The 21,696-nt window shown below is 66.8% G+C and carries 22 protein-coding genes and 1 pseudogene; all 23 read right to left on the bottom strand.

Annotation, left to right across the window (positions count from 1 at the left end; genetic code table 11):
• Positions 1 to 236: pseudogene (locus AC07ZS_RS08435) on the bottom strand (cell envelope integrity protein TolA); the annotation flags it as partial.
• A gap of 15 nt (positions 237 to 251) precedes the next feature.
• On the bottom strand, positions 252 to 695 hold the full coding sequence (locus AC07ZS_RS08430) for an ExbD/TolR family protein (protein ID WP_291112118.1): 444 nt from the start codon (positions 693 to 695) through the stop codon (positions 252 to 254).
• 1 nt (position 696) lies between these two features.
• Positions 697 to 1,395: a protein TolQ gene (tolQ, locus tag AC07ZS_RS08425; protein ID WP_494798140.1), complete on the bottom strand. Its 699-nt coding sequence runs from the start codon at positions 1,393 to 1,395 to the stop codon at positions 697 to 699.
• Between the two features lie 48 nt (positions 1,396 to 1,443).
• Positions 1,444 to 1,881, bottom strand: coding sequence for a tol-pal system-associated acyl-CoA thioesterase (ybgC, locus tag AC07ZS_RS08420; RefSeq protein WP_494798139.1), 438 nt, complete (start codon positions 1,879 to 1,881; stop codon positions 1,444 to 1,446).
• Positions 1,878 to 3,098: a pyridoxal phosphate-dependent aminotransferase gene (locus tag AC07ZS_RS08415; protein ID WP_494798138.1), complete on the bottom strand. Its 1,221-nt coding sequence runs from the start codon at positions 3,096 to 3,098 to the stop codon at positions 1,878 to 1,880. The genes ybgC and AC07ZS_RS08415 overlap by 4 nt, the downstream gene beginning before the upstream one ends.
• Positions 3,095 to 3,613, bottom strand: a complete 519-nt coding sequence (gene nusB, locus AC07ZS_RS08410) for a transcription antitermination factor NusB (RefSeq protein WP_494798137.1) — start codon at positions 3,611 to 3,613, stop codon at positions 3,095 to 3,097. The genes AC07ZS_RS08415 and nusB overlap by 4 nt, the downstream gene beginning before the upstream one ends.
• 2 nt (positions 3,614 to 3,615) lie before the next feature.
• Entirely contained in the window at positions 3,616 to 4,080 is a 465-nt protein-coding gene (gene ribH, locus AC07ZS_RS08405; protein ID WP_297399099.1) for a 6,7-dimethyl-8-ribityllumazine synthase, read from the bottom strand.
• Between the two features lie 48 nt (positions 4,081 to 4,128).
• The gene (gene ribBA / locus AC07ZS_RS08400; protein WP_494798136.1) at positions 4,129 to 5,259 is read right to left on the bottom strand and encodes a bifunctional 3,4-dihydroxy-2-butanone-4-phosphate synthase/GTP cyclohydrolase II; all 1,131 of its coding nucleotides are present in this window, start codon (positions 5,257 to 5,259) and stop codon (positions 4,129 to 4,131) included.
• Positions 5,256 to 5,900: a riboflavin synthase gene (locus AC07ZS_RS08395; protein WP_494798135.1), complete on the bottom strand. Its 645-nt coding sequence runs from the start codon at positions 5,898 to 5,900 to the stop codon at positions 5,256 to 5,258. Before AC07ZS_RS08395 ends, ribBA begins: the two co-directional genes overlap by 4 nt.
• 46 nt (positions 5,901 to 5,946) lie before the next feature.
• On the bottom strand, positions 5,947 to 6,366 hold the full coding sequence (locus AC07ZS_RS08390) for a type IV pilin protein (RefSeq protein ID WP_494798134.1): 420 nt from the start codon (positions 6,364 to 6,366) through the stop codon (positions 5,947 to 5,949).
• Entirely contained in the window at positions 6,363 to 9,650 is a 3,288-nt protein-coding gene (locus AC07ZS_RS08385) for a pilus assembly protein (protein WP_494798133.1), read from the bottom strand. Before AC07ZS_RS08385 ends, AC07ZS_RS08390 begins: the two co-directional genes overlap by 4 nt.
• A 4-nt stretch (positions 9,651 to 9,654) precedes the next feature.
• Entirely contained in the window at positions 9,655 to 10,416 is a 762-nt protein-coding gene (locus tag AC07ZS_RS08380) for a pilus assembly PilX family protein (protein ID WP_494798132.1), read from the bottom strand.
• Entirely contained in the window at positions 10,413 to 11,189 is a 777-nt protein-coding gene (locus AC07ZS_RS08375) for a PilW family protein (protein ID WP_494798131.1), read from the bottom strand. The genes AC07ZS_RS08380 and AC07ZS_RS08375 overlap by 4 nt, the downstream gene beginning before the upstream one ends.
• The gene (pilV, locus tag AC07ZS_RS08370) at positions 11,186 to 11,722 is read right to left on the bottom strand and encodes a type IV pilus modification protein PilV (protein WP_494798130.1); all 537 of its coding nucleotides are present in this window, start codon (positions 11,720 to 11,722) and stop codon (positions 11,186 to 11,188) included. The genes AC07ZS_RS08375 and pilV (AC07ZS_RS08370) overlap by 4 nt, the downstream gene beginning before the upstream one ends.
• Positions 11,719 to 12,294 carry a GspH/FimT family pseudopilin gene (locus tag AC07ZS_RS08365; protein ID WP_494798129.1) on the bottom strand — a complete coding sequence of 192 codons (576 nt, stop codon included), beginning with the start codon at positions 12,292 to 12,294 and terminating at the stop codon, positions 11,719 to 11,721. The genes pilV (AC07ZS_RS08370) and AC07ZS_RS08365 overlap by 4 nt, the downstream gene beginning before the upstream one ends.
• A gap of 55 nt (positions 12,295 to 12,349) precedes the next feature.
• On the bottom strand, positions 12,350 to 13,549 hold the full coding sequence (gene ribD / locus AC07ZS_RS08360) for a bifunctional diaminohydroxyphosphoribosylaminopyrimidine deaminase/5-amino-6-(5-phosphoribosylamino)uracil reductase RibD (protein ID WP_494798128.1): 1,200 nt from the start codon (positions 13,547 to 13,549) through the stop codon (positions 12,350 to 12,352).
• Positions 13,533 to 13,961 carry a type IV pilin protein gene (locus AC07ZS_RS08355; RefSeq protein WP_494798127.1) on the bottom strand — a complete coding sequence of 143 codons (429 nt, stop codon included), beginning with the start codon at positions 13,959 to 13,961 and terminating at the stop codon, positions 13,533 to 13,535. The genes ribD and AC07ZS_RS08355 overlap by 17 nt, the downstream gene beginning before the upstream one ends.
• Positions 13,962 to 13,965: 4 nt before the next feature.
• Complete coding sequence (locus AC07ZS_RS08350) at positions 13,966 to 18,333, bottom strand: pilus assembly protein (protein ID WP_494798126.1); 4,368 nt, start codon at positions 18,331 to 18,333, stop codon at positions 13,966 to 13,968.
• A gap of 39 nt (positions 18,334 to 18,372) precedes the next feature.
• A complete protein-coding gene (locus AC07ZS_RS08345) occupies positions 18,373 to 18,870 on the bottom strand; it encodes a pilus assembly PilX family protein (RefSeq protein ID WP_494798125.1) in 498 nt (165 codons plus the stop codon).
• A 46-nt stretch (positions 18,871 to 18,916) separates the two neighbouring features.
• Positions 18,917 to 19,954 (bottom strand): prepilin-type N-terminal cleavage/methylation domain-containing protein, encoded by a 1,038-nt coding sequence (locus AC07ZS_RS08340; RefSeq protein WP_494798124.1) that lies wholly within the window; start codon positions 19,952 to 19,954, stop codon positions 18,917 to 18,919.
• A gap of 56 nt (positions 19,955 to 20,010) precedes the next feature.
• Complete coding sequence (gene pilV, locus AC07ZS_RS08335) at positions 20,011 to 20,487, bottom strand: type IV pilus modification protein PilV (RefSeq protein WP_494798123.1); 477 nt, start codon at positions 20,485 to 20,487, stop codon at positions 20,011 to 20,013.
• 6 nt (positions 20,488 to 20,493) lie between these two features.
• Positions 20,494 to 21,108 carry a GspH/FimT family pseudopilin gene (locus tag AC07ZS_RS08330; protein WP_494798122.1) on the bottom strand — a complete coding sequence of 205 codons (615 nt, stop codon included), beginning with the start codon at positions 21,106 to 21,108 and terminating at the stop codon, positions 20,494 to 20,496.
• 110 nt (positions 21,109 to 21,218) lie between these two features.
• The gene (gene nrdR, locus AC07ZS_RS08325; protein ID WP_494798121.1) at positions 21,219 to 21,668 is read right to left on the bottom strand and encodes a transcriptional regulator NrdR; all 450 of its coding nucleotides are present in this window, start codon (positions 21,666 to 21,668) and stop codon (positions 21,219 to 21,221) included.
• Positions 21,669 to 21,696 lie beyond the last annotated feature (28 nt).

Below are 21,696 nucleotides of genomic sequence, written 5' to 3'. Positions count from 1 at the left end.
GGAGCCGGGGTGGGCGGCGGCGGCGGCGGCTCCACCGCCCGCGGCGCGGCCTGCTGCGGCGTGCGGGACCAGAGCTCGGCCTCGACGGTGACAGGCTCGCCGTCGTTCTGCCATTGCACGCCCAGGGTGAGGGCGATCACCAGCAGACCATGGGCGAACAGGGCCAGGCCCATGGGGCCGATCCAGCGCCCGTTGCGCGGCGGTGCGAGGTCGAGGTGGTCGGCGGTCGATTGCATGGCGGGTGGCGTGGCTCAGCGCGAGGTTTGCACGGAGAGGCCGACGCGCGCAATGCCGGCGCGCTGCAAGGTATCCATGACGCGAACAACGGCTTCGTACTTGACGTTCTTGTCGGCGCTGATCACGACCGGCACGCCGCCTTCCGGCGGGCTGCCCCGGCTGGCCTGCAACTGCTGCACGCGCGCGACGAGTTGGCCCATGGAGACGGGTTGCGGTTCGGCGCTGGAGGAACCTTCGCGCACCTTGATCTGCTCGTCCTTGTCGATCACCACGGCCACGAAGCGGTCGGGCTGGCGCCCGGCCTGACCCACGCTGGGCAGGGCGATCTGGCTTGGCGTGATGAGCGGGGCGGTGACCATGAAGATGATCAGCAGCACCAGCATCACGTCGATGAAGGGCACCATGTTGATCTCGTTGATGGTGCGGCGGCCCCGGCCGCGGGAGGAGACGGCTGGCATGTCAGTGTCCCGACGGGGTTTGGGGATGCACGCCGAGGTTGCGTTGCAGGATGTTGGAGAACTCTTCCATGAAGGTCTCCATGGCGTTGGCCACGCGGTCGATGTCGTGCGAGAAGCGGTTGTAGAACACCACCGCCGGGATGGCGGCGAACAGGCCGATGGCGGTGGCGACCAGGGCTTCGGCGATGCCGGGGGCCACTGTGGCCAGGGTCACCTGCGCCAATGCAGCCAGGCCGATGAAGGCGTGCATGATGCCCCAGACGGTGCCGAACAGGCCCACATAGGGCGAGACCGAGCCGACCGAGCCAAGGAAGGAGAGGTTGGTTTCCAGTGCGTCCAGCTCGCGCTGGAAGCTCGCCCGCATGGCGCGGCGCGCGCCGTCGAGCAGGGCGCCGCTGTCGGTGATGCGGCGCTCGCGCAGTTTCTGGTACTCGCGCATGCCGCTGGCGAAGATGCGCTCCATCGGGCCACCGTGCTTGGCATTCTGGGCGGCGGAGGCGTAGAGGTCGTTGAGGTTGGTGCCCGACCAGAATTCGCGTTCAAAGTCTTCGTTGTAGCTGCGCACGCGCCTCAGGGCGAACACCTTGCGGAAGATGGCGGCCCAGCTCACCACGGAGACGACCACCAGCAGCGCCACGACGGCCTGCACCACCCAGCTCGCGTTGAGCATCAATTGAACGATGGAGAGATCTTGGGTCATGGGTGTTCGGAGGCGGTAGATGGGGAAAAAGTTTCGGTGGGTGACCCGTCAGGCCGGGCCCTGCAGCGCGCTCGCCACCTGGGTCGGGATGCGCTGGGGGCGCAGGCTTCGGGCATCGACCCAGCCGATCCGGATCGTGCCCTCGCACAGCAGCAGGGGGGCCTCGCCGGCCAGCGGGGGCTGCAGGAGCGCGCGCTGCTCGATTGTCAGGGAGGCCCGGCCCGCTTCCCGCACGTGGGCTGTAACCAGAAGCAAATCATCCAGGCGCGCCGGGCGGTGGTATTGCACCTGGGTTTCGCTCACCACGAACATGCCACCGACCTCGTCGCGCAAGGCCTGCTGCCCCAGGCCCAGGTGGCGCAGCCACTCGGTGCGGGCGCGCTCGAAGAACTTGAGGTAGTTGGCGTAGAAGACGATGCCGCCCGCGTCGGTGTCTTCCCAGTACACGCGCACCGGCCAGGTGAAGAGGGCTTGGGGCGCGCTCACAGGGCCTGCTCCAGGCGGGCCACGGCTTCCTGGAGCTGGGCCATCGAGTTGGCGGTGGAGAAGCGCAGGTAGCGGCCGGGATCGGCCTGGCCGAAATCGCGCCCGGGCGTGGTGGCGAGCTGGCAGCGTTTCATGAGCTCGAATGCCAGCGCCCAGCTGCCGCCTTCGTCGGGCCGAGTGCCCTGGGGCGGGATGCCCCAGCGTTCGCACAGGCCGCGCACGTCGGCCCAGGCGTAGAAAGCGCCGTCGGGCATGACAGGCACGTTGAGGCCCAGTCGGTCGAGCTCCGGAATGAAGTAGTCGCGCCGGGCCTTGAAGGCGGCTCGGCGGCGCTCGTACTCGCCCAGGCTGTCGGGCTCGAAGCAGGCCAGCGCGGCGTGCTGGGCGATGGTGCTGGCGCAGATGAACAGGTTCTGTGCCAGGCGCTCCACCGCCGGCACCAGGGCCGGCGGCAGCACCAGCCAGCCCAGGCGCCAGCCGGTCATGTTGAAGTATTTGGAGAAGCTGTTGATGCTGATGACTTCGTCGCCCAGGCCGTCGGGCAGGCCCAGTGCGCTGTGGCCGTACTCGTCTTCAAAGCTCAGGCCGAGGTAGATCTCGTCGACCAGGGTGACGCCGCCGCGGTCGCGCACGAGGCGAGTGATGCGTTCGAGCTCTTCGCGGGCGATGCTGGTGCCGGTGGGGTTGGAGGGCGAGGCCAGCAGGACGCCGCGCGTGGCCGGACCCCAGGCGGCGTCGACCTGCTCGGCGCTGAGCTGGAAGCGCTGTTCGGGACCGGACGGGATCAGCACCGCACGGCCTTCGGCGGCCTGCACGAACTGCCGGTTGCACGGGTAGCTCGGGTCGGGCATGAGCACCTCGTCGCCGGCTTCGATGAGCGCCAGGCAGGCCAGCTGCAGCGCGGCCGAGGCGCCGGCGGTGATCACGATGCGGGCCGGGTCGATGCGCAGGCCGAAGCGCGAGGCGTACCAGCCGCCGATGGCTTCGCGCAGTGGGGGCAGGCCGGTGGCCTGCGTGTACTGGCTGCGGCCGGCGTGGATGGCGCGTTCGGCGGCGGCGGTGACCAGGGGCGGGGCGGTGAAGTCGGGTTCGCCGATGTTGAGGTAGATCATCGGCCGGTCGCCGGCACCGGCCTGGGCCGCCATCGCGGAGGCGGCCTTGGCCAGCTCCATCACGTAGAACGGTTCGACGCGCTGTGCGCGCTGGGCAATCCTCATGGAGCGGTCTTGCGCGCGGTGGGGGCCGGCGACGCGGCCACTTCCGCCGGGCGCAGTTGCGAGGCCAGCTGGTGCATCACGCCGTTGACGTACTTGTGGCCGTCGGTGCCACCGAACGATTTGGCCAGCTCGATGCATTCGTTGAGCACCACGCGCCAGGGCACGTCCAGGCAGTGCTGGAACTCGTAGGCGCCGATCCAGAGCACGCCGTGTTCGATGGGCGAGAGTTCCGCGAGCGGGCGGTCCAGGCGGGGGACGATCAGGGCGTCGAGTGCCTGAGCCTCGGCGATGCAGCCGTGCAGCAGGGCGTCGAAGTGCACGCTGTCGGCCTTGTGGAAGCCGGCCAGGTCGCGCGTGAAGGTGTCGATGTCGACGGCGGCGTTGCGGCCCACCAGGTGCTGGTAGATCGCCTGCAGGGCGAACTCGCGGGCGCGGGTGCGGGCGGACTTGTCGGACGCCTTGCGCGCGGTGCCGGCGCTCTTGGCACCGGCCGGGGTGGGGGTTTCTGCGGACATGTTCAGCCGATCTCTTGCAGCAGGTGGGCCATTTCCACCGCCACACGGGCCGCATCGCGGCCCTTGTCGGTCTGGCGGGCCACGGCCTGCTCCAGGTTCTCGGTGGTCAGGATGGCGTTGGCGATGGGGATCTGGTAGTCCAGCGAGAGGCGCGTCACGCCGGCGCCGGATTCATTGGCCACCAGCTCGAAGTGGTAGGTCTCGCCGCGGATGATGCAGCCCAGGGCGATCAGCGCGTCGAAGTCGTCGCGCTCGGCCATGGCCTGCAGGGCCACCGGCACTTCGAGTGCGCCGGGCACCTTCACGTGGGCGATGTTCTTGTCCTGCACGCCCAGGGCGAGCAGTTCGGCCAGGCAGGCGTTGAACAGGGCGTCGGTGATGGATTCGTTGAAGCGGGCCTGGACGATGCCGATGCTGAGTTTTCTGCCGTCGAGCACGCTGGGGGTGCCTTTGTCTGCGCCGAACATGGGAGGGGTCCGTTTCTGTGGGGGTAGGAGGAAAAAGGAGACGGCGGGTCAGCCGTTGCGGCTGAGGTAGCCCGTGATTTCGAGGCCGTAGCCGGTCATGCTGGGCATGCGGCGCGGGTTGCCCATGAGCTGCATGCGGTGCACGCCGCAGTCGCGCAGGATCTGCGCGCCCACGCCGTAGGTGCGCAGGTCCATGCGGCCCCGCTCGGGGGCCTGGGCCGAGCGCGCGGTGCCCTCGAACTGGGCCAGGAGCTGGCCGGCGGTTTCACCGCAGTTGAGCAGCACGGCCACGCCCGCGCCGGCCTGCGCGATGTGGCGCAGGCTGGCTTCCAGGCTCCAGGAGTGCATGGAGCGACCAACTTCCAGCGCGTCGAGCACCGAGAGGGGCTCGTGCACGCGCACGGCCACGCTGTCCTCGGGCTTCCACTGGCCTTTCACGAGGGCCAGGTGCAGGGCGCCGCTGGGCTGGTCGCTGAAGGCCGTGACCTGGAATTCGCCGAAGGCGGTGTTCAGGCTGCGCGTGCCGAGTTTCTTCACCAGGCATTCGTTGCGGCTGCGGTGTTCGATCAGGTCGGCGATGGTGCCGATCTTCAGGCCGTGTTCGGCGGCGAAGACCTGCAGGTCAGGCAGGCGCGCCATGGTGCCGTCGTCTTTCATGATCTCGCAGATCACGGACGCGGGACTGCAGCCGGCCATGGCGGCCAGGTCGCAGCCGGCTTCGGTGTGGCCGGCGCGCATGAGCACCCCGCCTTCCACCGCCTGCAAGGGGAAGATGTGACCGGGCTGAACCAGGTCGCCGGCCTGCGCGTCAGGGGCCACGGCCGCCTGCACGGTGCGGGCGCGGTCGGCGGCCGAGATGCCGGTGGTGACGCCCTCGGCCGCCTCGATGGAGATGGTGAAGGCCGTGCCCATCTTGGTGCCGTTGCGCGGCACCATGGGCGGCAGGCGCAGGCGCTCGCAGCGCTCGCGGGTGAGGGTGAGGCAGATCAGGCCGCGGCCGAAGCGGGCCATGAAGTTGATGGCTTCGGGCGTGACGTGGTCGGCGGCCAGCACCAGGTCGCCTTCATTTTCACGGTCTTCTTCATCGACCAGGATGACGATGCGGCCGGCGCGCATGTCGGCGACGATGTCCTCGACCGGCGAGATGGCCACCGGGGCCAGGGTTTCGGGGGCGTTCATGCGGGTTCCTTGGTGGGGTGGGCGCCGGCGCTGAGCATGCGCTCGACGTAGCGCGCGACGGTGTCGATTTCGAGGTTGACCGGACTGCCGTTGGTCAGCTCGCCCAGCGCGGTGTTCTCGACCGTGTGGGGAATGAGGTTGATGCTGAATTCGCAGCCTGCGGCGCTGTCGGCCACCTGGTTGACGGTGAGGCTGACGCCGTTGACGGTGATCGAGCCTTTGTAGGCCAGGTACTTGCCCAGCTCGGTCGGTGCCAGGATGCGCAATTCCCAGCTTTCGCCCACCTGGGCGAAGCGGGTGACCGTGCCCACCCCGTCCACGTGGCCCGAGACGATGTGCCCGCCCAGGCGGTCGTGGGCGCGCAGCGCCTTTTCCAGGTTGATGCGGCGGCCGGTCTGGGCCAGACCGGTGGTCCGGGCGAGGGACTCGGCCGAGATGTCGATGGTGAAGCGCTGCCCGGGCAGGTCCAGCGAGGTGACGGTCATGCAGGCGCCGTTGAGGGCGATGCTGTCGCCCAGACCGACGTCGTCGAGGTAGCCCGGCGGCGCCTCGAGAGTGAGTCGCTTGCCATGGTCCAAAGAGCTGCCCAGGTCGTGGAGGGCGGCGATCCGCCCCACGCCGGTGATGATGCCGGTAAACATCCCGCTATTTTCGCAGGGTTTCGGAAACCGGGCCTGGAAGCCGGTGCTAGCGGTTCCAGCAGTCCTGCGCGGAGAGGGGGGCCGGCACCTGCGCGGAGGCGGATTGTGTTCTCAGACCCGCTTCGTTGAGCTCGAAGACGCCGCATTCGTCCCGGGCTTGCACAGCGCGGGGCGTGGCCTGCAGCACGAACGCGCTGGCGCTCAGTGTTTTGAAGCCAATCGTGTACCGATCGCCTTCCACCGCCAGCACCCCGGATGGAATGGCTGCCCGCTCCGGGTAGGCGCCTTGCGCGGTGGCGGCGCGCTCCAGCCATTGGGCGGCCTGCAACAGCGCCGCCCGGGCATTGGCACGGTGGCTGCGCTGCACGTAGGTGGTGTATTGCGGCAGGGCGATGGCGGTGAGCACCGCCACGATCGCTGTGACGATCAGGACCTCGATCAGCGTGAAACCCCGTTGAGCGCTCATTCAAAGGCCCGCCAGTCCGCCCGCCGGCCCGGCACTTTGCCGGCCGTCAATGTCTGCGTCTTGATGCAAGCAGGCTTGCCGGGGCCGCAGGTCGGATCGCCCGAGGCGTTGGAGAGCGAGAGCAGGTTCAGATCGCCCCCAGGGGTGTAGATGAAGGTGGACTCGCCGTTGCCGAAGCGCACGCGCGAAGCATGGGCCATGGACATGGTGGCGTCCGTGCTGGAGAACACGGGGGTTTTTGACGGCTGTCCGGTGATCATGTTGAGCACGTTGATCGCGCCGCTTTCCTGTGCCTGCTCGAAGGCGCAGGTCTCTTCGGCGCTTCCCTGGGGTGGGGCAGAGGTGGCGACGATCACCTTCTGGCCCTCGAACAGCTGGGGGTTGCTCAACACCCGCTCGCCAGCGTCCGGCAGGTCCATGTACCAGCCGCGGGGCGCCTTGGCGTCGGTGCGGGAATAGGCGACGGGTTGGCGGGAAGTGTTGAAGTAGTGGGTCGGTGCTTCGGTGCCGGAGGCGCGGCTGGTCACGGCACCGGTCACGGATTGCTGGACGAGCGCCATGCGTCCCGGGATCGAGGAGCGCGGGTCTGCGGTCTCGGACAGACCGACCCCTTTCACGACGGTGTATTGGCTTCGGTCCCACACCGAATAGATCGTCTGTACCCGGGCGTTGGCCCGGTCGGCTTCCTCCAGATTGCGGCCGGTGCCGAACAGGATCTGGACGCCACCCAGGGGATGGGCCATCCACAGCGGTGCCGTGGCGATGGGCTGCGGGGTGGTTGGGCTGGCCGCGTCGCGGGCGGTCAAGAACGGCGTGCAGGACGCGTCCTTGCACGGCACGCCGCCGCCGCTCCAGTCGCTGACGCCCCATTTCGTGGCATCGGTGTGGGTGAGATTGAACTTCCAGAGCTGGCCTTGAAGGTCGCCCGCGTAGGCCACATCCATCGTGCCGTCCCCGTTCATGTCGAGCAGGCGCGGTGCGGACAGGCCGTTGCCCTGGTCGGTGGAGGCATGGGCCACGATGCGCAGCAGTTCCCGCGCGCCATCCAGGTACTGGATGAGCAGGACAGGGCGCTCGTTCACGCTGTTGACGCCGTTGCCCATGACCGCCGCCCAGCGGCCGTTGTTGAGTTTGACGATCTGCTCGCTGCGACTGCTGTCGGCGGCGCTCACCACCGGCTGGGCCTGGATGTGGCCGATGTCCTTGGCGGCTTCATCGGGTGCCGGCCCTTCGCCTGAAAAGCTCCTGTCCAACAGAACGCCCGATGGTTTGAAGGTGGACGTGGGCGCCGTGGCCGCCAGCGGCGTGGTGACATCCAGCACGAAGTAGCCCCTGCCGCCAGCGCCCAGGGTGCCGACCAGAAGCGTGTGCCAGTCGGGCTGCTGGCCCGCGTTGTTCGCCATGCCGCTGAGATCGGCATCGCCGGTGAACGCCTGTCCATCCACGAAGTAGCGGTGGCTGTAGTCGGGCCGCGTGTAGCCCCGCAGGTGCCCGTAGACCCCGATGGGCACATAGGCCAGGAGTTCACGGCCGTCCTCGGCGCTGAAGGCGTGCAGCATGCCGTCGTTCGCGCCCACGTACAGCATGGGTTGGCGGCCCGCCTGCCGGCGGCGGAAGTCGGCATGCCCGGGGTGCTCGAAACCCAGGCGCACGGGTTGCCGGGCCTGCCAGATGTTGGCGTTCACGATGTCGCCCAGGCGCGAATCGCGACGGCGCAGTGTGCCGCCGACCTTGTCGCTCTCGTCGCCACGGTGTCCTCGCAGGTAGTTCAGGCGGCGCTTTCCCTCGGTGTCGCTGTCCGCGCCTTTCAGCGCGCCTTGTTGTGCCGGGCTCAGGTTGTCCCACTGGAAGCTGACGGCCCCGGTGCCGGTGTGCGTGAGAATTTGCCGTGCCTCGGGCGTGCCGGCGTCCAGCAACTGGTGCGCAGACCAGGACGGCGTGCTGCCAACGCTCTGGGTGGCGGCGTTGACGGCGTAGGCGCTCAGGTTACCGCTCCAGTTGCTGGAGTCGAACCCGGCGACGTAGATGAGCCCGTCGGACCGAAGGCGGTTGGTGCTGCTCGCGATGCTGACCAGGGGCTGCGAGGTCTGGCTCAGGATGTCGTCCAGGATGCCCTGGAAGGCGTCGAGCAGCGCGGTGTCGCTGTTGGCGGGCACAAAACGTCCGCGGCTGTTGAGGGCCGCGTGCCACAGCTCCACCTTGCGCTCGTTCTCGCGGGCGAGCCAACTCAGGTTGAGCGCACTGTCGCAAGGCTGATTGGCGTTGGAAAAGTAGAGGCAGAACGGCGAGGGCCAATGGACGTCGCCGTTGATGAGGCCGCCCAGGCTGTTGAAGGTGTTGCCGCTCCAGGTCGGCAGACCGGTCCAGGCGGCGGCATCGTTGAAACCGATGGTGTAGGTCACCAGGTGTTGCCAGGTGGCGGGGTCGTTGCGAGGATTCCAGTACGCGTCGAGTTCCGCCGGGCGCTGGACGGTGCCAAAGTTTTGACGAGGCCAGGGCGTTTTGGGGCTGGGGCGCACGTTGTTGGTCAGGCCCGGTTGAAGGTCGCGCGACCAGTAGTAGAAGGCCAGGTCGGAGAGGCTGCTCGCCATGTCGCTTCCCCAGCTGTCCCGGTACAGCCGGGTCTGTGCGGATGCGGTGTCGTATTTGACGCCGTCGGGCAGGGTGAGGCTCGTGTTGTCGGCATTGCCGCCCCGGGCGATGTGCTGGTTGTCCAGCCCCGCCGCGTCGCGGCCGCTGTAGGGCACGGTGTTCCAGGCGCCGTCCGTCATGAAGACGTGGTACGACTTCCGGCACGACAGGAGAGGGGCCTCCGTCACACCGGGGTTGGCGGCCCAGGGGCTGTGGACGCCGAGATCGGTCCGGCTCAGGTACTTGCCCGCCTCATCGATCATGAGGTGGGAGGGGGTCTGGTTGTTCGGTATCAACCGGTCCACCCAGTTCAGGAAGTTGAGGCGGTGCGCGCCGTTGAGCCGGGCCATGCCGTTCTGGCCCTTGCAGGCGGCGTTGTCGCTCGGGATGCCGGCACATCGGTTCATGGATTGCCAGGCCAGGCGCACACGGTCGTCGGGCACGTTGGTGGCCGAGAAGGTCTGCCGCAATGCGGCCTGGAGTGTGGCAATGCCTGCGCGTCCCATGCTGCCGGAATCGTCCACGGAGACGATCACGTTGGGGGCGGGTTCGCGCCCCAGCGCGGCCGGCGATTGCGCGAGCTTCAGGGGCGCGGCATGGGTCGCCAGGGGCAGGAGGGTGGCGCAGGCGATGGTGATCAGGGTGGGGCGCAAAGAGTCACTCCAGATCGGCTGTGGGGCGGGGCACATAGACCGAACGCAGCCAGACCCGCGTGCCAGGCTTCATGCCTTGCACATAGGCGGTGATGCGATAGACAAAAGGTTGCGTGGGATCGGGCGCCAGGCGGTGTTCGGACACTGCCGCCATGCCGGCGGCTTCGGTGTACAGGAAGACCTCCACCCAGTACCAGGCGCGAGCGGCCACGGCGGGTGTCACGCCGGGCCGGGACCACTGCAGCAAGGCATTGCCGGTGGAGGCGGGGTCGAGCCCGGTGAATTCGCCATACCGGGCTGGCACGGAGGCGTCGCCGGTGCCGGCCGTCATGGCCGCGAGCTGGGTCGTCCAGGGCTCCCGGTTCAGGGTGTCGGTGGTGTCCGGCAGGCAGACCCCGCGCAGGCAGTTGTTCGTGCCGGCTTTGAGGCGCGCCCGCAGCAGGTCGAGGTCGGCCAGGCTCTGCGGAAAGAACGGCGCGCCGGCCGCCAACGGGCGGCAGCCGATGAAGGAGGGACCTTTCTGGCAGGGCGTGATGCCGTCGGCCTGCAAGCCCTTGATGTCGCGCTCCGCGTCGCGGATGAGGGCTTCGGCCGCCGCGAATGCGCGCTGATGATCGCTTTCGCTGCCCACCATGCGTTCGTTGAGCCAGCCCAGGCGGGTGCTGCCGAGCACGACGATGGTGGCCAGCAAAAGCATGACCATCACGACAATGAGCGCAATCCCTTGCTGGCGAGCGCTTCTTGCGTGGGACGAGGGGGTGTTCATAGGTCGGCGTTGCGCAGCTTGAAGACGCGAAAGAACACGCGGCGCAGCCGGCCATCGTCGGGGATGGCTTCGTCCTGGCAGCCCTTGGTTTGCGCACCCGGCTGGTTTCTGAGTTCGCCGGCCAGGCGCAGGCAGATGCGCAAGGCTTCGACCTGATCCCAGGGGGCAGGGGAGAGCTTGGTCAGGGCGCTGGCGGTGGTGTAGCGCAGCCCGTCACCTTCCCGGAGCCCGTACCAGACCTGGAAGTCCTCAACGCCGGCCACCATGCCGTATTGCCCTCCGGGTCCACCACACTTCAACAGGCCCGCATCGACCCGGATGATGTTGCTGACGTTTTTTCCAGGCGTGACACTGCCGCCCACACAATCGACGCTGTCGAAGCTTGCCGCGCCGGCCTTGGTGCCCAAGGCCAGTGTGTGGTCCCTGTCGATCGTCAGGGTATCGGGCCCATTGCGCGCGCCGTCGGTGCCCTTGATGCTGATGGCCAAGCCGGTGTTGGCATTGACTTCAACACCCTTGTACTGCGGGTTGAAGGTCACCATGCCACCGGGCATGTCCACCAGGCGCCTGGCCCCCGCCTGGCGAGCGGTCTGCCCGATGATGCGAAAGGCGGTGGCGGCGTCCTGCTGCAGGCGCGTGCTGTCGCCCACGACCTGGGACGCCGCACGCGTGTACCCCAGGCTGCCCATGGCCGCGATCACCACCATGAGGCCGACGACCAGCCCGATCATGAGTTCGATCAGGCTCAAGCCTGACTGGCGCGATGCTCTCACGGCCGGATGAAGATCAGGTGGCAGGTGAATGTGCCGGGGCAGTTCGCGCCCGGCACACCGGTGTCCGGCTGGCTGGCGGAGGCCAGGGGTTCGGTTCGGGTCTTGGTCTCCGTCCAGGCCACCAGAATGCCCCATTGGGTGGCGTCTGTCGGGGACGCAAAGACGAGCCCGTCACCAGCGGGCAATGACCGGGCCAGTTCCTTTTTCCATTGCATGAGATCGAACGTCGCCAGCTGCGGACCGTCGCAAACAGTGGCGGCGCAGTTTCTGTCGCTGGCAGGGGGCGGTCCCCAGGGCGTGAGGTAGGGGTTGACGAGGGGCGGCTTGTATCGCAGGGCGGCGTTGGCCTGGATACGGTCTTGCAAGTCTTCGGCCGCCTGGATGGCCAGTGCCCGCAGGTTGGTGGTGCGGGCCGTGGCCAATGATCGGGTTTGAACCGCCGCCATGCCCATGACGCCCAGGGCCAGCACGAGCAGGGCCACCAGTGCTTCGATCAGGCTGGTGCCGCGTTGGTGATGACGCGCGTGCTTCATGACGCGGCCTGATCGTCGCAGTCCTTGGCGTTTCTGACCGTGCGCAGGCGCGTGCCGGTAGAGAAGCAGATCAGCTGGCCGTCCATCGCGGTCATGCCGGCAGGGAACACAGCGAACCGTTGGCCCCGGACGTTGATCTGACCATAGCGGTTGATGGTCAGGTATTGCGGGCTTCCGGCGCCCTGCGCCTGGAGGTAGACCCCAGGAGGGAGGGCAACGGACTGGAGCTCGGCTTCGGCGGCCTCTCGCTCGTGACTGCCGTTGAGGTCCGCGAACACGCGCCAGCCGCAGCGCCAATCGGCCGTGGTGGGCAAGGTGGCGATGCACCCGGTATCGCGCCGCAGGACGATGTCCTGGCCCAGGCGCATGGCGTCCACCCGAGCGAGTTGGACCGATGCCATGAATGCCTCGGTGACCGCGTTCACTCGGTATTGCCGGGCGATGCTGGCGAAGGACGGGATGGCGAGCGATGACAGGACGGCGAGCACCGCGATCACCACCAGCAGCTCGATCAGTGAGGTGCCCAGAGGCGCATGCGAGTTCGCCGGGAGGCGCGGTCGTGCTTTTTGCATGCCGGCACTCTATCAATCAAAAATAATCCCAAAGGATCATTTTTGATGGGCGGTATCATCCAGTCGATAGTTGCTTGGTATTGCTTTTTGTATCCTCGCCGGAATGGGTGAGGAAGCTGTCGCGGCCTTGCATGCGGGCCATGATGCGCAGGTCGGCCCCTACCTTGTCCACGGAGGCGTAGCGCAACAAGAGGCCGTCCGCCAGATGCTGCAGGGGGCCGAAGTCGGCCAGGCCCGCACCACGCCCGAGCAATTGCGGCGCGAGGTAGAGCAGCAGCTCGTCCACCAGGCCTTCGCGCAGGAACGATCCGTTGAGCTTGTGACCGGCCTCGATATGCAGCTCGTTCACTTCGCGCCGGGCCAGATCAACGAGCATGGCGGGCAGATCCACCTTGCCATGGGCTGCCGGCATGGGGATCAGGGTCGCGCCCAGGGCCTGCAGGGCGCGCTCCTTCTCGGCATCCCGGGTGGCGTGGTAGATCCAGATCCGACGGGACAGACCGTTGGCCGGTGTCTGGAAGAGGCGGGCGGTGAGGGGCGTCTGCAAGCGGCTGTCGATCACGACCAGATGCGGCTGGCGAGGCGTGTCCACGAGGCGGACGTCGAGCTGCGGATCATCTTCCAGCACCGTGCCGATGCCGGTGAGCACCGCGCAGGCGCGGGCGCGCCAGGCGTGCCCGTCGGTGCGGGCGGCATCGCCCGTGATCCATTGACTGACACCATTCTCCAGCGCGGTGACGCCGTCGAGCGACGCGGCGACCTTCATGCGCACCCAGGGGGTGTGGCGGATCATGCGGCTGAAGAAGCCGATGTTGAGTTCACGGGACGCCCGAGCGGCATCGTGGTCGATCGGCAGCAGGTCGACGTTGATGCCGGCCGCACGCAGGCGCTCGATGCCGTGGCCCGCCACCAGGGGGTTGGGGTCAACAGTGGCCACCACGACCCTGTCGACATGGGCTGCGATCAAGGCGTCGCAACAGGGCGGCGTCCGCCCATGGTGCGAACAGGGTTCGAGTGTGACGTGGACGGTGGCTCCCGCCACCGATTCACCGCGCGCCTTCGCATCGCGCAAGGCCATCACCTCGGCGTGAGGCCCGCCGGCTTGCTGGGTGTGGCCGACACCGATTTCACGGCCGTCGGGTGTGGTGATGACGCAGCTGACGCGCGGGTTGGGATTGGACAGGCGCAAGGACCGCTCAGCCAGGCGCTGCAACTGCTCGGTGACGCCCGTGCGGTTTTCAGCGCCAGCAGTCATTGACCGATGCGGTGCCTGAGATGGATTTGGTGCCCTGTTGCGTCAGACCCAGGGTTGCGCACTGCGCATCGGGCGCCTGCGGCCCTTGCGGTATGGCTTCGATCCGGTACGTGGTAGCCGTCGGCTGGCCGTCGGCGAAGGCAAAGCTATAACGCGTCGCCACTTCGTTGGTGCAGGCCAGGGCGGGCAATCCCGCCGGCGCGTTGTAGGCCATGCTGGTGGTGTAGCGCCTCTCCATGTGCTGGGCCATCTCTTGCAGACAGCCTGTCGCGACGGCGCGGTTGGTGCGCAGCACATAGCTCCGATAGTTGGGAAGGGCCACCGCAGCGAGGATCCCGATGATGGCCACCGTGATCATCATTTCGATCAGGGTGAAGCCGCGCGTCCGGCGATGTGGGTTGATCGTCATCATGGTGTCAGTCTCTCACGATTTCTCGCCAGGCAATCCGCCCCTTCATGCCCAGCGGTCCTTTGCCCGAGATGTGCTTGATGTTGGGGCCGCCCGCACCGCCGCCGCCAGCGCCGCCGGAGCCGTCGCTCACGTCGCCGCCCGAGTTGCCGGAGCCACCCACGAAGACGATGACCTTTCCAGGCGCGCCCATGGGCAGGGGTTCGGTCGGAATGCCGACGCCTAGATCCACCGATCCGATGAACCCCTGGGTACCGTTGGCTGCGGTCAGTTTGTCGTTCGTGAAGTCGTTGTCGCGATTGATGTCCAGGATGCCGAGGTTGAATGCCGAGCCACTGAAGGGGTCGAGAATGTTGAGGTAGCCTCGCCCGCCCGGAACGCATGGGTCGTTGGTGACCGGGTACATCGAACTGACGGTCAATGCCGGCACGATGAAGTTGATGATTTTTCCCGCGGTCGTGATGCGCTCGCCTTCCACCGGGACGGTGAAGTCGAGGTACCAGCCGCTCATGCCGACCATGTCGTTGGGTGCCGCAGTCGAGAAGGTGCGGCTGGACATGCCGCCCACGATCCCGACGGCGGTCACCGACCGCTGGCGCAGCGCGCCGGCAGCCCGGTTGCTGTTGATCGGCGCGAGCCCGTCGCCGATCAGGCCGTACCAGGTCTGCCGCTGCATGTCGGTCGCGTCGCCGGTCCTGAAATAGGCGCCGCTGCCGAAGAAGACAAACAGCTTGTTCCGGTTCGGGTCGCCGCTCTTGTTGTTCAAGGCGGTGTACATGGGGGCGGTGATCGGCTGCGGAGTGCCGTTCTGGTCGCGTGCCTGGAAGAGCGGGGCGCCGGCGTAGGACACGTGCCAGGCGTTCGGGTCGTTCAACGTCACGTCGAACTTCCACACATTGCCCTTGAGGTCGCCGGCAAAAATGTAGTCGACCGTGCCGTCGTTGTTGGCATCGTAGGCGGCCGGGCCCGCCAGCCCGTTGTCGCCACCCACCAGCGTGTCGATGGTCTTCACGCTGTCGAGCGAGCCGTCGGTGTTGATGATGAAGATGTAGAGCACGGCTTTGCCGCCCGTGCTTTCATAGCCGTTGCCCGCGATGAGGCCAAGCTTGCCATTGTTGAGCTTGACGACGGTGGGGCGCCCCAGCATCTTGCCCAGGTTGGCGTCCGCAGCCGCCACCGTGCTGCCTTGCGGCGTGTACTCCCAGAGGAACGAGTCAGTGCCGAAGGAATCGGGCGTCGATACGTTCAGCGAGAACAGGCCCTTGCCGCCACGGCCGAGCAGGCTGTAGAGGTAGCTCTTGCCACCGGAGGCGGCGGTCCGATCCGACACCACCACATCGCCGTCCACATAGTAGTCGTGAACGTAGCTGGTCGAAGCCAGGTTGCGCAGACGCGAGACCGACTGACGGGGCGCGAACGCAAACAGCTCGCGGCCGTCTCTGCCACGGAAGGCGTGCAGCATGCCGTCGTTGGCGCCGACGTAGATCACGTCGGTGTTCCGGTCGTAGAACGGGGACGAGTGCACGATGTCACCGAGTGCGGTGCCGCGGTCCCTCAAAGCGCCGCCGTTCTGCACTTCCGCCGTGCGGCGGCCCAGCAGGTACTCGAACACGGTGTTGTTGGTGAGCGCTGTTTGATCCGATGCCGACAGGCTGCTGTAGCTGCCGAGCTTGACCGTGCTCAGTGTCGAGATGGAGGTGAGCGCTCGCATGAACACATTGCGTTCGCTCCAGGCCGGCATCGCCTGCGCGGCCTGCCAGGCGGGCGTGGACCCCACGCCGTTGGTCGTGGCGGGGTAGGCCACGAGGTCACCGGACCACCGCTGGGTGTTGAAGATCGCCTGGTACAGCTTTGAAGACGAGGAGATGCTGGTGCTGTTGGCCGACACGTTGCTGGCGCTGCTCGAACGCGCCGCGATGTTGTCCAGGGTCTTCTTGAGCGACTCCTTGAGCTTGAGCGGGTTCTGCACCAGAAAGTAGGTGTCGGGCACGCCGTCGCCGTCGGCATCCCATTCCGCCGTCAGATCAGGGCGGTTGTTGCCGTTGCTGTCCAGCATGCCGCCCCATTTCGCGGCGTACCAGAGTGGATCTTTCAGCAGCGTGGCGCCGGTGGCGCTGCCGGGGCTGAAGATGCGGGTGGCGGTGTCGCCGCCCGAGGACGCGCCCAGGTAGGGAAGGCGTTTGCAGTCATTGGGCACCGAGGTCTTGTCGCAGTACCCCGGCAATTGCCCCGGTGGCGTGTTCAGGAAGTAGGGCGTCTGGTCGCTTTCGTCCTGCACTTCGAGGTACACACCATCGGCAGACGTGCCCGAGATGATGTAGCCCATGCGGTGCTGGATGCCGCCGGCCTGGTAGATCGGCTTGAGGATGACGGTCACCGTGTTGTCCGCGTTGGCGCGGACGGTGTATTCCACGATGGCATCCATGTCGTGGTCGGCGCCCTGTTCCACGTCTTCGTAGTTGATGCGGAACTTGGCGTAGTAGCGGCCGCCGTTCACCGAGGCGTTGGCGTCGGCCGTGCCAGAGTTGACGATCTCTTCCACATACAGGTCGACGATCTGGTTGGTCGGCTGGTAGGCGCCCTTGGCGCTGGAAATGCTGCTGCCGCTGATCGATTTCGCGAAAGGCACGAGGGTGATGCGTTTGCCCGCGTTCATGGGCACTTCGATGCGTGGCAGCGGCGAGGCCAGTGCCACCACGAAGGTGTCCACATTTTGTTTGCCGGACATGCCCGTTGCCGTTCGGAGGTCCGATCGTTTGCCGAAGGCGGCCACGGCGGCGGCGTGGTAGCTGCCCTGCTTGGTTGGCTCTTCGGGTGCCAGACCGCGCACCTGACCCAGGTTGGTCACATTCTTTGGCGACGGCGCCGAGTCGAAACTGCTGCCCGACTGGCCGATGAAGCGGTTGCCGGGCACGTCGGACTCATTGGCCGTGATGGTGGTGGCTTCGGTGAGGGCATTGAAGTCGGTCAGATCGCCCGAAAACGCAGGCGAGGTCGCGAAGGCGCTGGCCACACCGGGCAACTGGTCGGAGTCGTAGGAGACGTTGATGTCCGAGATCACCAGCATGTTGCCTCGCGCGCACATGGGGGCCTTGGCCGCGCTGGTCGATTCATAGGGATCGTCCCAGGTGGCGCTGGACCAGCCCACCTCGCCATCGACGGTGGTCGTGCCCATGTAGGCCGTGGTGGCGCTCTTCTTCCCGGCGAAGTAGCGCAGGGACTCGTACATCATTTCGCCGATGGGGTTGCCCCAGTCCGGGAACTCACCCACGTTGGGCGCGCGGGTCGTGACCCAGCCGCCGCGGTACTGCTGGCTGGTGTTGCCGTTGTTGTAGTCGCGGATGCGCAGGTTGTCGAAGGTCTTCACGATCGTGGCGTTGCTCGTGAACCGCCCGCTGGTGGCGTTGACCTCGTTCTTGAAAGAAGAGATCACCTTGCGAAGGCGCCCGCCGGCCACGCTGTTGTCGTAGCTGCCGCTGAGCAGGCCGAACAGCATGGCCTCGTTTTCGCCGTACTCGTGGAGCAGGCCGATGGGCTTGTACTGACCACCTGGGTAGAGCTTGCAGCCGCCCGTGTAACCCGTCTTGCAGGCTTCGACGCGCACGGCCCGGTCGGTGCGCGTGCCGCCGTGGGTGCCGTCCAGCACGGGGCGCTCCTTGGAGGCCCACTCCCAGACGCGTTTGGTGGAGTCGGTGACCACGGACAGCAAGGGCGGGAGGTCGCTGCAGGTGCTGAGCGTCGAGCAATTGGTGCTCGCGTTGGCCGTCAGGTTGCCGAAGAAGTGCCGGCGGCTCGACGAGGAGGGCTGGCTTAGCGGGGTGTAGTCGCTGATGAGGTAACCGTCCACCGCCAGGCTGGTGTACTCCTTGGCCCATGAGTGGGCGTCTTGCGGAATGTAGGCGCGCCGCAGAATGGTGCTGGTGGTGGTGTCCACTTCGCGCGTGCCGCCGTACAGCACCACCTTCATGGCGTCGATGCGGCTGGTGGTCACGTAGTTCAGCCAGTTGCCTGCCCACTGGCCGGGGCACTTGTAGTTGGCGGCCGCCGTGCCCGCCGGACTGAACAAGCCGGTGTTGCTGCTGCCGTTGTTGTGCGTGTAGCAGAGGGCCGAGTTGAACAGGCCGAAGTAGGTGATGCTGGGCTTGTAACGGACGTCGAGCACGCCATCGCCGTCGATGTCGCTGGCGTCGTTGTAGGCTTCGTAGAAGAAGCGGTGGTCCTTGCCGGCCACCAGCATGATGAGCGGGCTGACGCTCTGCTGGACCGAGAGCGGGACGTTGGGGATGACCAGGGCGTGCGAGGCAATGGCAAAGGCACCGGCGAGTCCGACCATGGCCCATCGAAGTGTGGCGGCGATGTATTTGAGTGCGCTCATGGAGATTTCCTTACGTCCCTGGATATTGGATGTGTGGCGTCATTCCACGGCATACAGTGACTGGACCATGGCCTGTGCCCGGCCGTCCCCGCCCGCGCGGGCCGTGATGCGGTAGCGTCTGCACACGGGCGCCTCGGTGGGGTCCAGGCTGCAGGGAAAACTGCTGCCCAGGAACTCGACAAAGTACTGGGGGGTGATCGCCAAAGTACCTGCACCCACGGGAGCGGCATCGGCCCAGCCGTTGAACTCGGTGTCCATCCAGCGAGGCGTGGCTTCCCCCGGGGGCGGAGGCGGGCAGGTGCGCACCACAAAAATGCCCGACGTGAAGTTGGCGCAGGCCTCTCCCACCAAGGGTTCCGGCTTGACTTGATCAATGCTGCTTTCGGCCTGCCTCAGTGCGGCTTCGGCCGCCTGAAAGGTCAAGGTGCGGTCGTACGTGTACGCCACCATCTTTTCTTCCTGGAAGATCATGCGCACGCCGGCCAGTCCCAGCAAGGACATGATGACGACCATGATCAGCGCGACGATCAGCGCCACGCCGGTCTGGCGAGGCGGAGGAGAGACTGGAATCGTTTTTGGCATGTCAGAAATCCCTGTTGCGCAAGGACGCGACCACGATCAGCTCGCGCTGAATGGGTTGTCCATCGGATCCGACGGCCTCGGCGCTGCTCAGGCTCAGCGTCAGGCGGGTGGCCACCACGTCGGCGGCGGTGCTCGTCCAGCCCGTATTGAAATTGGCGTGCGAGGCCGGCACCCACTCGGTCGCCAGTCCGTTGGCAATGTCCCGGTTGCGGGTGAGGTAGTCGATCTGCAGGTTGTTCACGCCGGGCGACATTTCTTCCCGCACAGTCACCACCAGCCCGTCGGCATTCAGCGCCATGCGGGCACGGTAAAGGGAGCGGCCGCCCTGGGGGTTGATGCCGACATACCAGAACGCGGGGTCCCAGCGCGCCACGGTGGCGTCCGGGTCGAACGTCTTGGCCACCGCGCCCGCGCATTGCGGCAGGACATTGCCCAGCGCGCTGGAGCAGTTGAGCGCCGCGGCACCGTACTGGATGGTGGGCGGGACCTCGGATACGGTCTGGATCTGGAACAGAGCGCTGCTGCGCCCGTCGCACACCATGACCACCTGGGCGTCGGTGAAAGCGGTCGGCGACGAAAACGAAAAGCTCGTACCGCCGACGTCATGGGCCGTGATCTGGCGGAAGGAGAGTTCATCGCCGGCCGGGCGCAGAACCATGATGGCGTCCGTTCCCGCGACCCGGTCGCCCAGTGCCGCACCAAAGCCCGCAATATCGATGCTGTCCTGGTCACCGTCGAACCCGCGCAGCATGCCGGCATCGGTGCTGGCCCACCAGGCGACGTTGGGTGAGCCGGCCGTGCGCAGGACATTGGCCGTCAAGCGCGTGCCGCAGGGCACCATCCCTGCTTCGCGGATCTCACGGGCCATGATTTCGAAGGAAAACCGCGCGCCCTCCTGCATGTGCGCGAGGTTCTCATTGACGCGCAGCGTCTGCCGCGTCGTGACCACCACGCTGATCACGCCGCCGATCAGCACCAGGCCCAGCGTCATGGCCACCAGCAGTTCGACCAGGGTGAAGCCGCGCGTGCGGCTCTTCATCGGCGGTCGGCCATGGCGGTGCGAAAGAAACGTCATGGGATGTGACATGGGGTGCTTCAAACTCGCGAGGCGATGACAAATGTCTGATTGGCCAGCCCGCCGCTGAGGCTGTCATCCCAGCGGATCTGGACCGTACAGGCAAAGTCAGCATCGCAGGCGATGCTGACGCAGGTGGTGTTGTCGTCGGCGCGACCGATGTTCCGCTTGACGGCGGTCAGCCAGTCCCTGCGGGAAGTTTCGGCCAGCGTGGCGCCGTTGAAGGCCAGGGGGTTGCAGATGAAGTTGGCCCCGGTGTTGTAGGCGCCGCCCCGGGCGCTTTCGCGGTCCACCCGCATGACATCGAGAGCGTAGTGGCTCAGCATGACGACCTGCGCACGCTGTCCACTGCTGATGTTGCCCTTCACGGCGCGGGACTGCAAGGCCGCCATGCCGAGCAGACCCAGGCTCAGGATCAGCACGGCGACGAGCACTTCGATCAGCGAGGCGCCGCGGAGGTGGCGGGGACCATGGGGAAGGCGTGTGCGTTTTTTCATGTCGGATCAAGGGGAGGGGCAGTCGTCGGCCACGCCCGCAGGGCGCGTCACACTGATTTGACCGGTCAATGTCACCACGATGTCGCGGGCGCGGGTGTTGTTCGTGAGTGAGTTGGCGGTGGTGCAAACGCGCAGGGTGCCCGTCTGAACGGCGCCGCCCATGAGCCTGGGCCGACCGTCCGCCGCGAACGACACGTAGTTCGCCACGGCGGCGTTGCCGCCGATGGTCGTGCCCCCCGGGATGGCCGTGATACGGCTCAGGATCGCTTCGCCGTCCTCCACCTGGGCATCGAAATTGATGCGCGTCGTGTCCTGGAACACGATCCATCCTCGATCCCAGCCGACGTCGGCAGCGATGCTGCACTGGGCTCCGTTGGTGCTTTTGCACACGGTGACCCGCGCACCCGTGCGGATGGCCTGGGCGCGCGCCTGCTGCAGCGTTCCCAGCAGTTCATTGCTGGCGGAGGTCAGCCGGCTCGATGCGGTCATGCCCTGGAAATTCGGTGCGGCGATCGCCAGCAGGATGGCGAGCATGGCAATGCTGATCATCAGCTCGGTCAGCGTGACGCCGCGATGTCGCGCGCTTGGCGAACAGGGTGCACAGGGGCGGACATTTTCCATCGCGCCAGTCTGCCTGTTACAGCTGCTAACGACCTTCGGGAGCCGATGAATGCCGGGTACCTTGCGACAAGCGGGAAGCCGTTTCTGGCCCCCCGTGCTTTCAAGCACGTTCAGCGGCGGACTTCGTCCACCAGGGCTCTGAATTCGTCGATGTCCTCGAAGCTTCGATACACGCTGGCAAACCGGATGTAGGCGACCTTGTCGAGCTTTTTCAGCTCTCTCATCACCATCTCGCCCAGGCGGGCAGCGGGCACTTCCCGGGCGCCCAGGTTCAGCAGCTTTTCCTCGATGCGCTCGATCGCAGAGTCCACCTGCTCGGTGCTGACCGGCCGCTTGCGAAGCGCCAGGACGAACGAGGCGCGCAGTTTGGCGGGCACGTAGTCCATCCGGCGGCCGTCCTTCTTGACGACGGCCGGAAAGCTCACTTCCGGCCGCTCGTAGGTGGTGAACCGCTTCTCGCAGTGGCCGCACTGGCGGCGGCGGCGGATGAAGTCCGCGTCTTCCGAGACGCGGGTCTCCACCACCTGGGTTTCAAGATGACCGCAGAACGGGCATTTCATGCGCAGGGCGTTCCCGTTGTGCGGCCTG

The organism is Hydrogenophaga sp. GW456-12-10-14-TSB4 (genome assembly GCF_059424305.1).
The sequence above is the reverse complement of the archived record's forward strand: the minus strand, read 5'-3'. Positions and strand labels throughout refer to the sequence as shown.

What these genes read in the sequence shown, in the direction of transcription:
- AC07ZS_RS08430 (WP_291112118.1), bottom strand. Translation starts at nt 695, where the DNA reads ATGCCAGCCGTCTCCTCCCGCGGCCGGGGCCGCCGCACCATCAACGAG.
- tolQ (WP_494798140.1), bottom strand. Translation starts at nt 1,395, where the DNA reads ATGACCCAAGATCTCTCCATCGTTCAATTGATGCTCAACGCGAGCTGG.
- AC07ZS_RS08415 (WP_494798138.1), bottom strand. Translation starts at nt 3,098, where the DNA reads ATGAGGATTGCCCAGCGCGCACAGCGCGTCGAACCGTTCTACGTGATG.
- nusB (WP_494798137.1), bottom strand. Translation starts at nt 3,613, where the DNA reads ATGTCCGCAGAAACCCCCACCCCGGCCGGTGCCAAGAGCGCCGGCACC.
- ribH (WP_297399099.1), bottom strand. Translation starts at nt 4,080, where the DNA reads ATGTTCGGCGCAGACAAAGGCACCCCCAGCGTGCTCGACGGCAGAAAA.
- ribBA (WP_494798136.1), bottom strand. Translation starts at nt 5,259, where the DNA reads ATGAACGCCCCCGAAACCCTGGCCCCGGTGGCCATCTCGCCGGTCGAG.
- AC07ZS_RS08395 (WP_494798135.1), bottom strand. Translation starts at nt 5,900, where the DNA reads ATGTTTACCGGCATCATCACCGGCGTGGGGCGGATCGCCGCCCTCCAC.
- AC07ZS_RS08390 (WP_494798134.1), bottom strand. Translation starts at nt 6,366, where the DNA reads ATGAGCGCTCAACGGGGTTTCACGCTGATCGAGGTCCTGATCGTCACA.
- AC07ZS_RS08380 (WP_494798132.1), bottom strand. Translation starts at nt 10,416, where the DNA reads ATGAACACCCCCTCGTCCCACGCAAGAAGCGCTCGCCAGCAAGGGATT.
- pilV (WP_494798130.1), bottom strand. Translation starts at nt 11,722, where the DNA reads ATGAAGCACGCGCGTCATCACCAACGCGGCACCAGCCTGATCGAAGCA.
- AC07ZS_RS08365 (WP_494798129.1), bottom strand. Translation starts at nt 12,294, where the DNA reads ATGCAAAAAGCACGACCGCGCCTCCCGGCGAACTCGCATGCGCCTCTG.
- ribD (WP_494798128.1), bottom strand. Translation starts at nt 13,549, where the DNA reads ATGACTGCTGGCGCTGAAAACCGCACGGGCGTCACCGAGCAGTTGCAG.
- AC07ZS_RS08355 (WP_494798127.1), bottom strand. Translation starts at nt 13,961, where the DNA reads ATGATGACGATCAACCCACATCGCCGGACGCGCGGCTTCACCCTGATC.
- AC07ZS_RS08350 (WP_494798126.1), bottom strand. Translation starts at nt 18,333, where the DNA reads ATGAGCGCACTCAAATACATCGCCGCCACACTTCGATGGGCCATGGTC.
- AC07ZS_RS08340 (WP_494798124.1), bottom strand. Translation starts at nt 19,954, where the DNA reads ATGAAGAGCCGCACGCGCGGCTTCACCCTGGTCGAACTGCTGGTGGCC.
- pilV (WP_494798123.1), bottom strand. Translation starts at nt 20,487, where the DNA reads ATGAAAAAACGCACACGCCTTCCCCATGGTCCCCGCCACCTCCGCGGC.
- AC07ZS_RS08330 (WP_494798122.1), bottom strand. Translation starts at nt 21,108, where the DNA reads ATGGAAAATGTCCGCCCCTGTGCACCCTGTTCGCCAAGCGCGCGACAT.
- nrdR (WP_494798121.1), bottom strand. Translation starts at nt 21,668, where the DNA reads ATGAAATGCCCGTTCTGCGGTCATCTTGAAACCCAGGTGGTGGAGACC.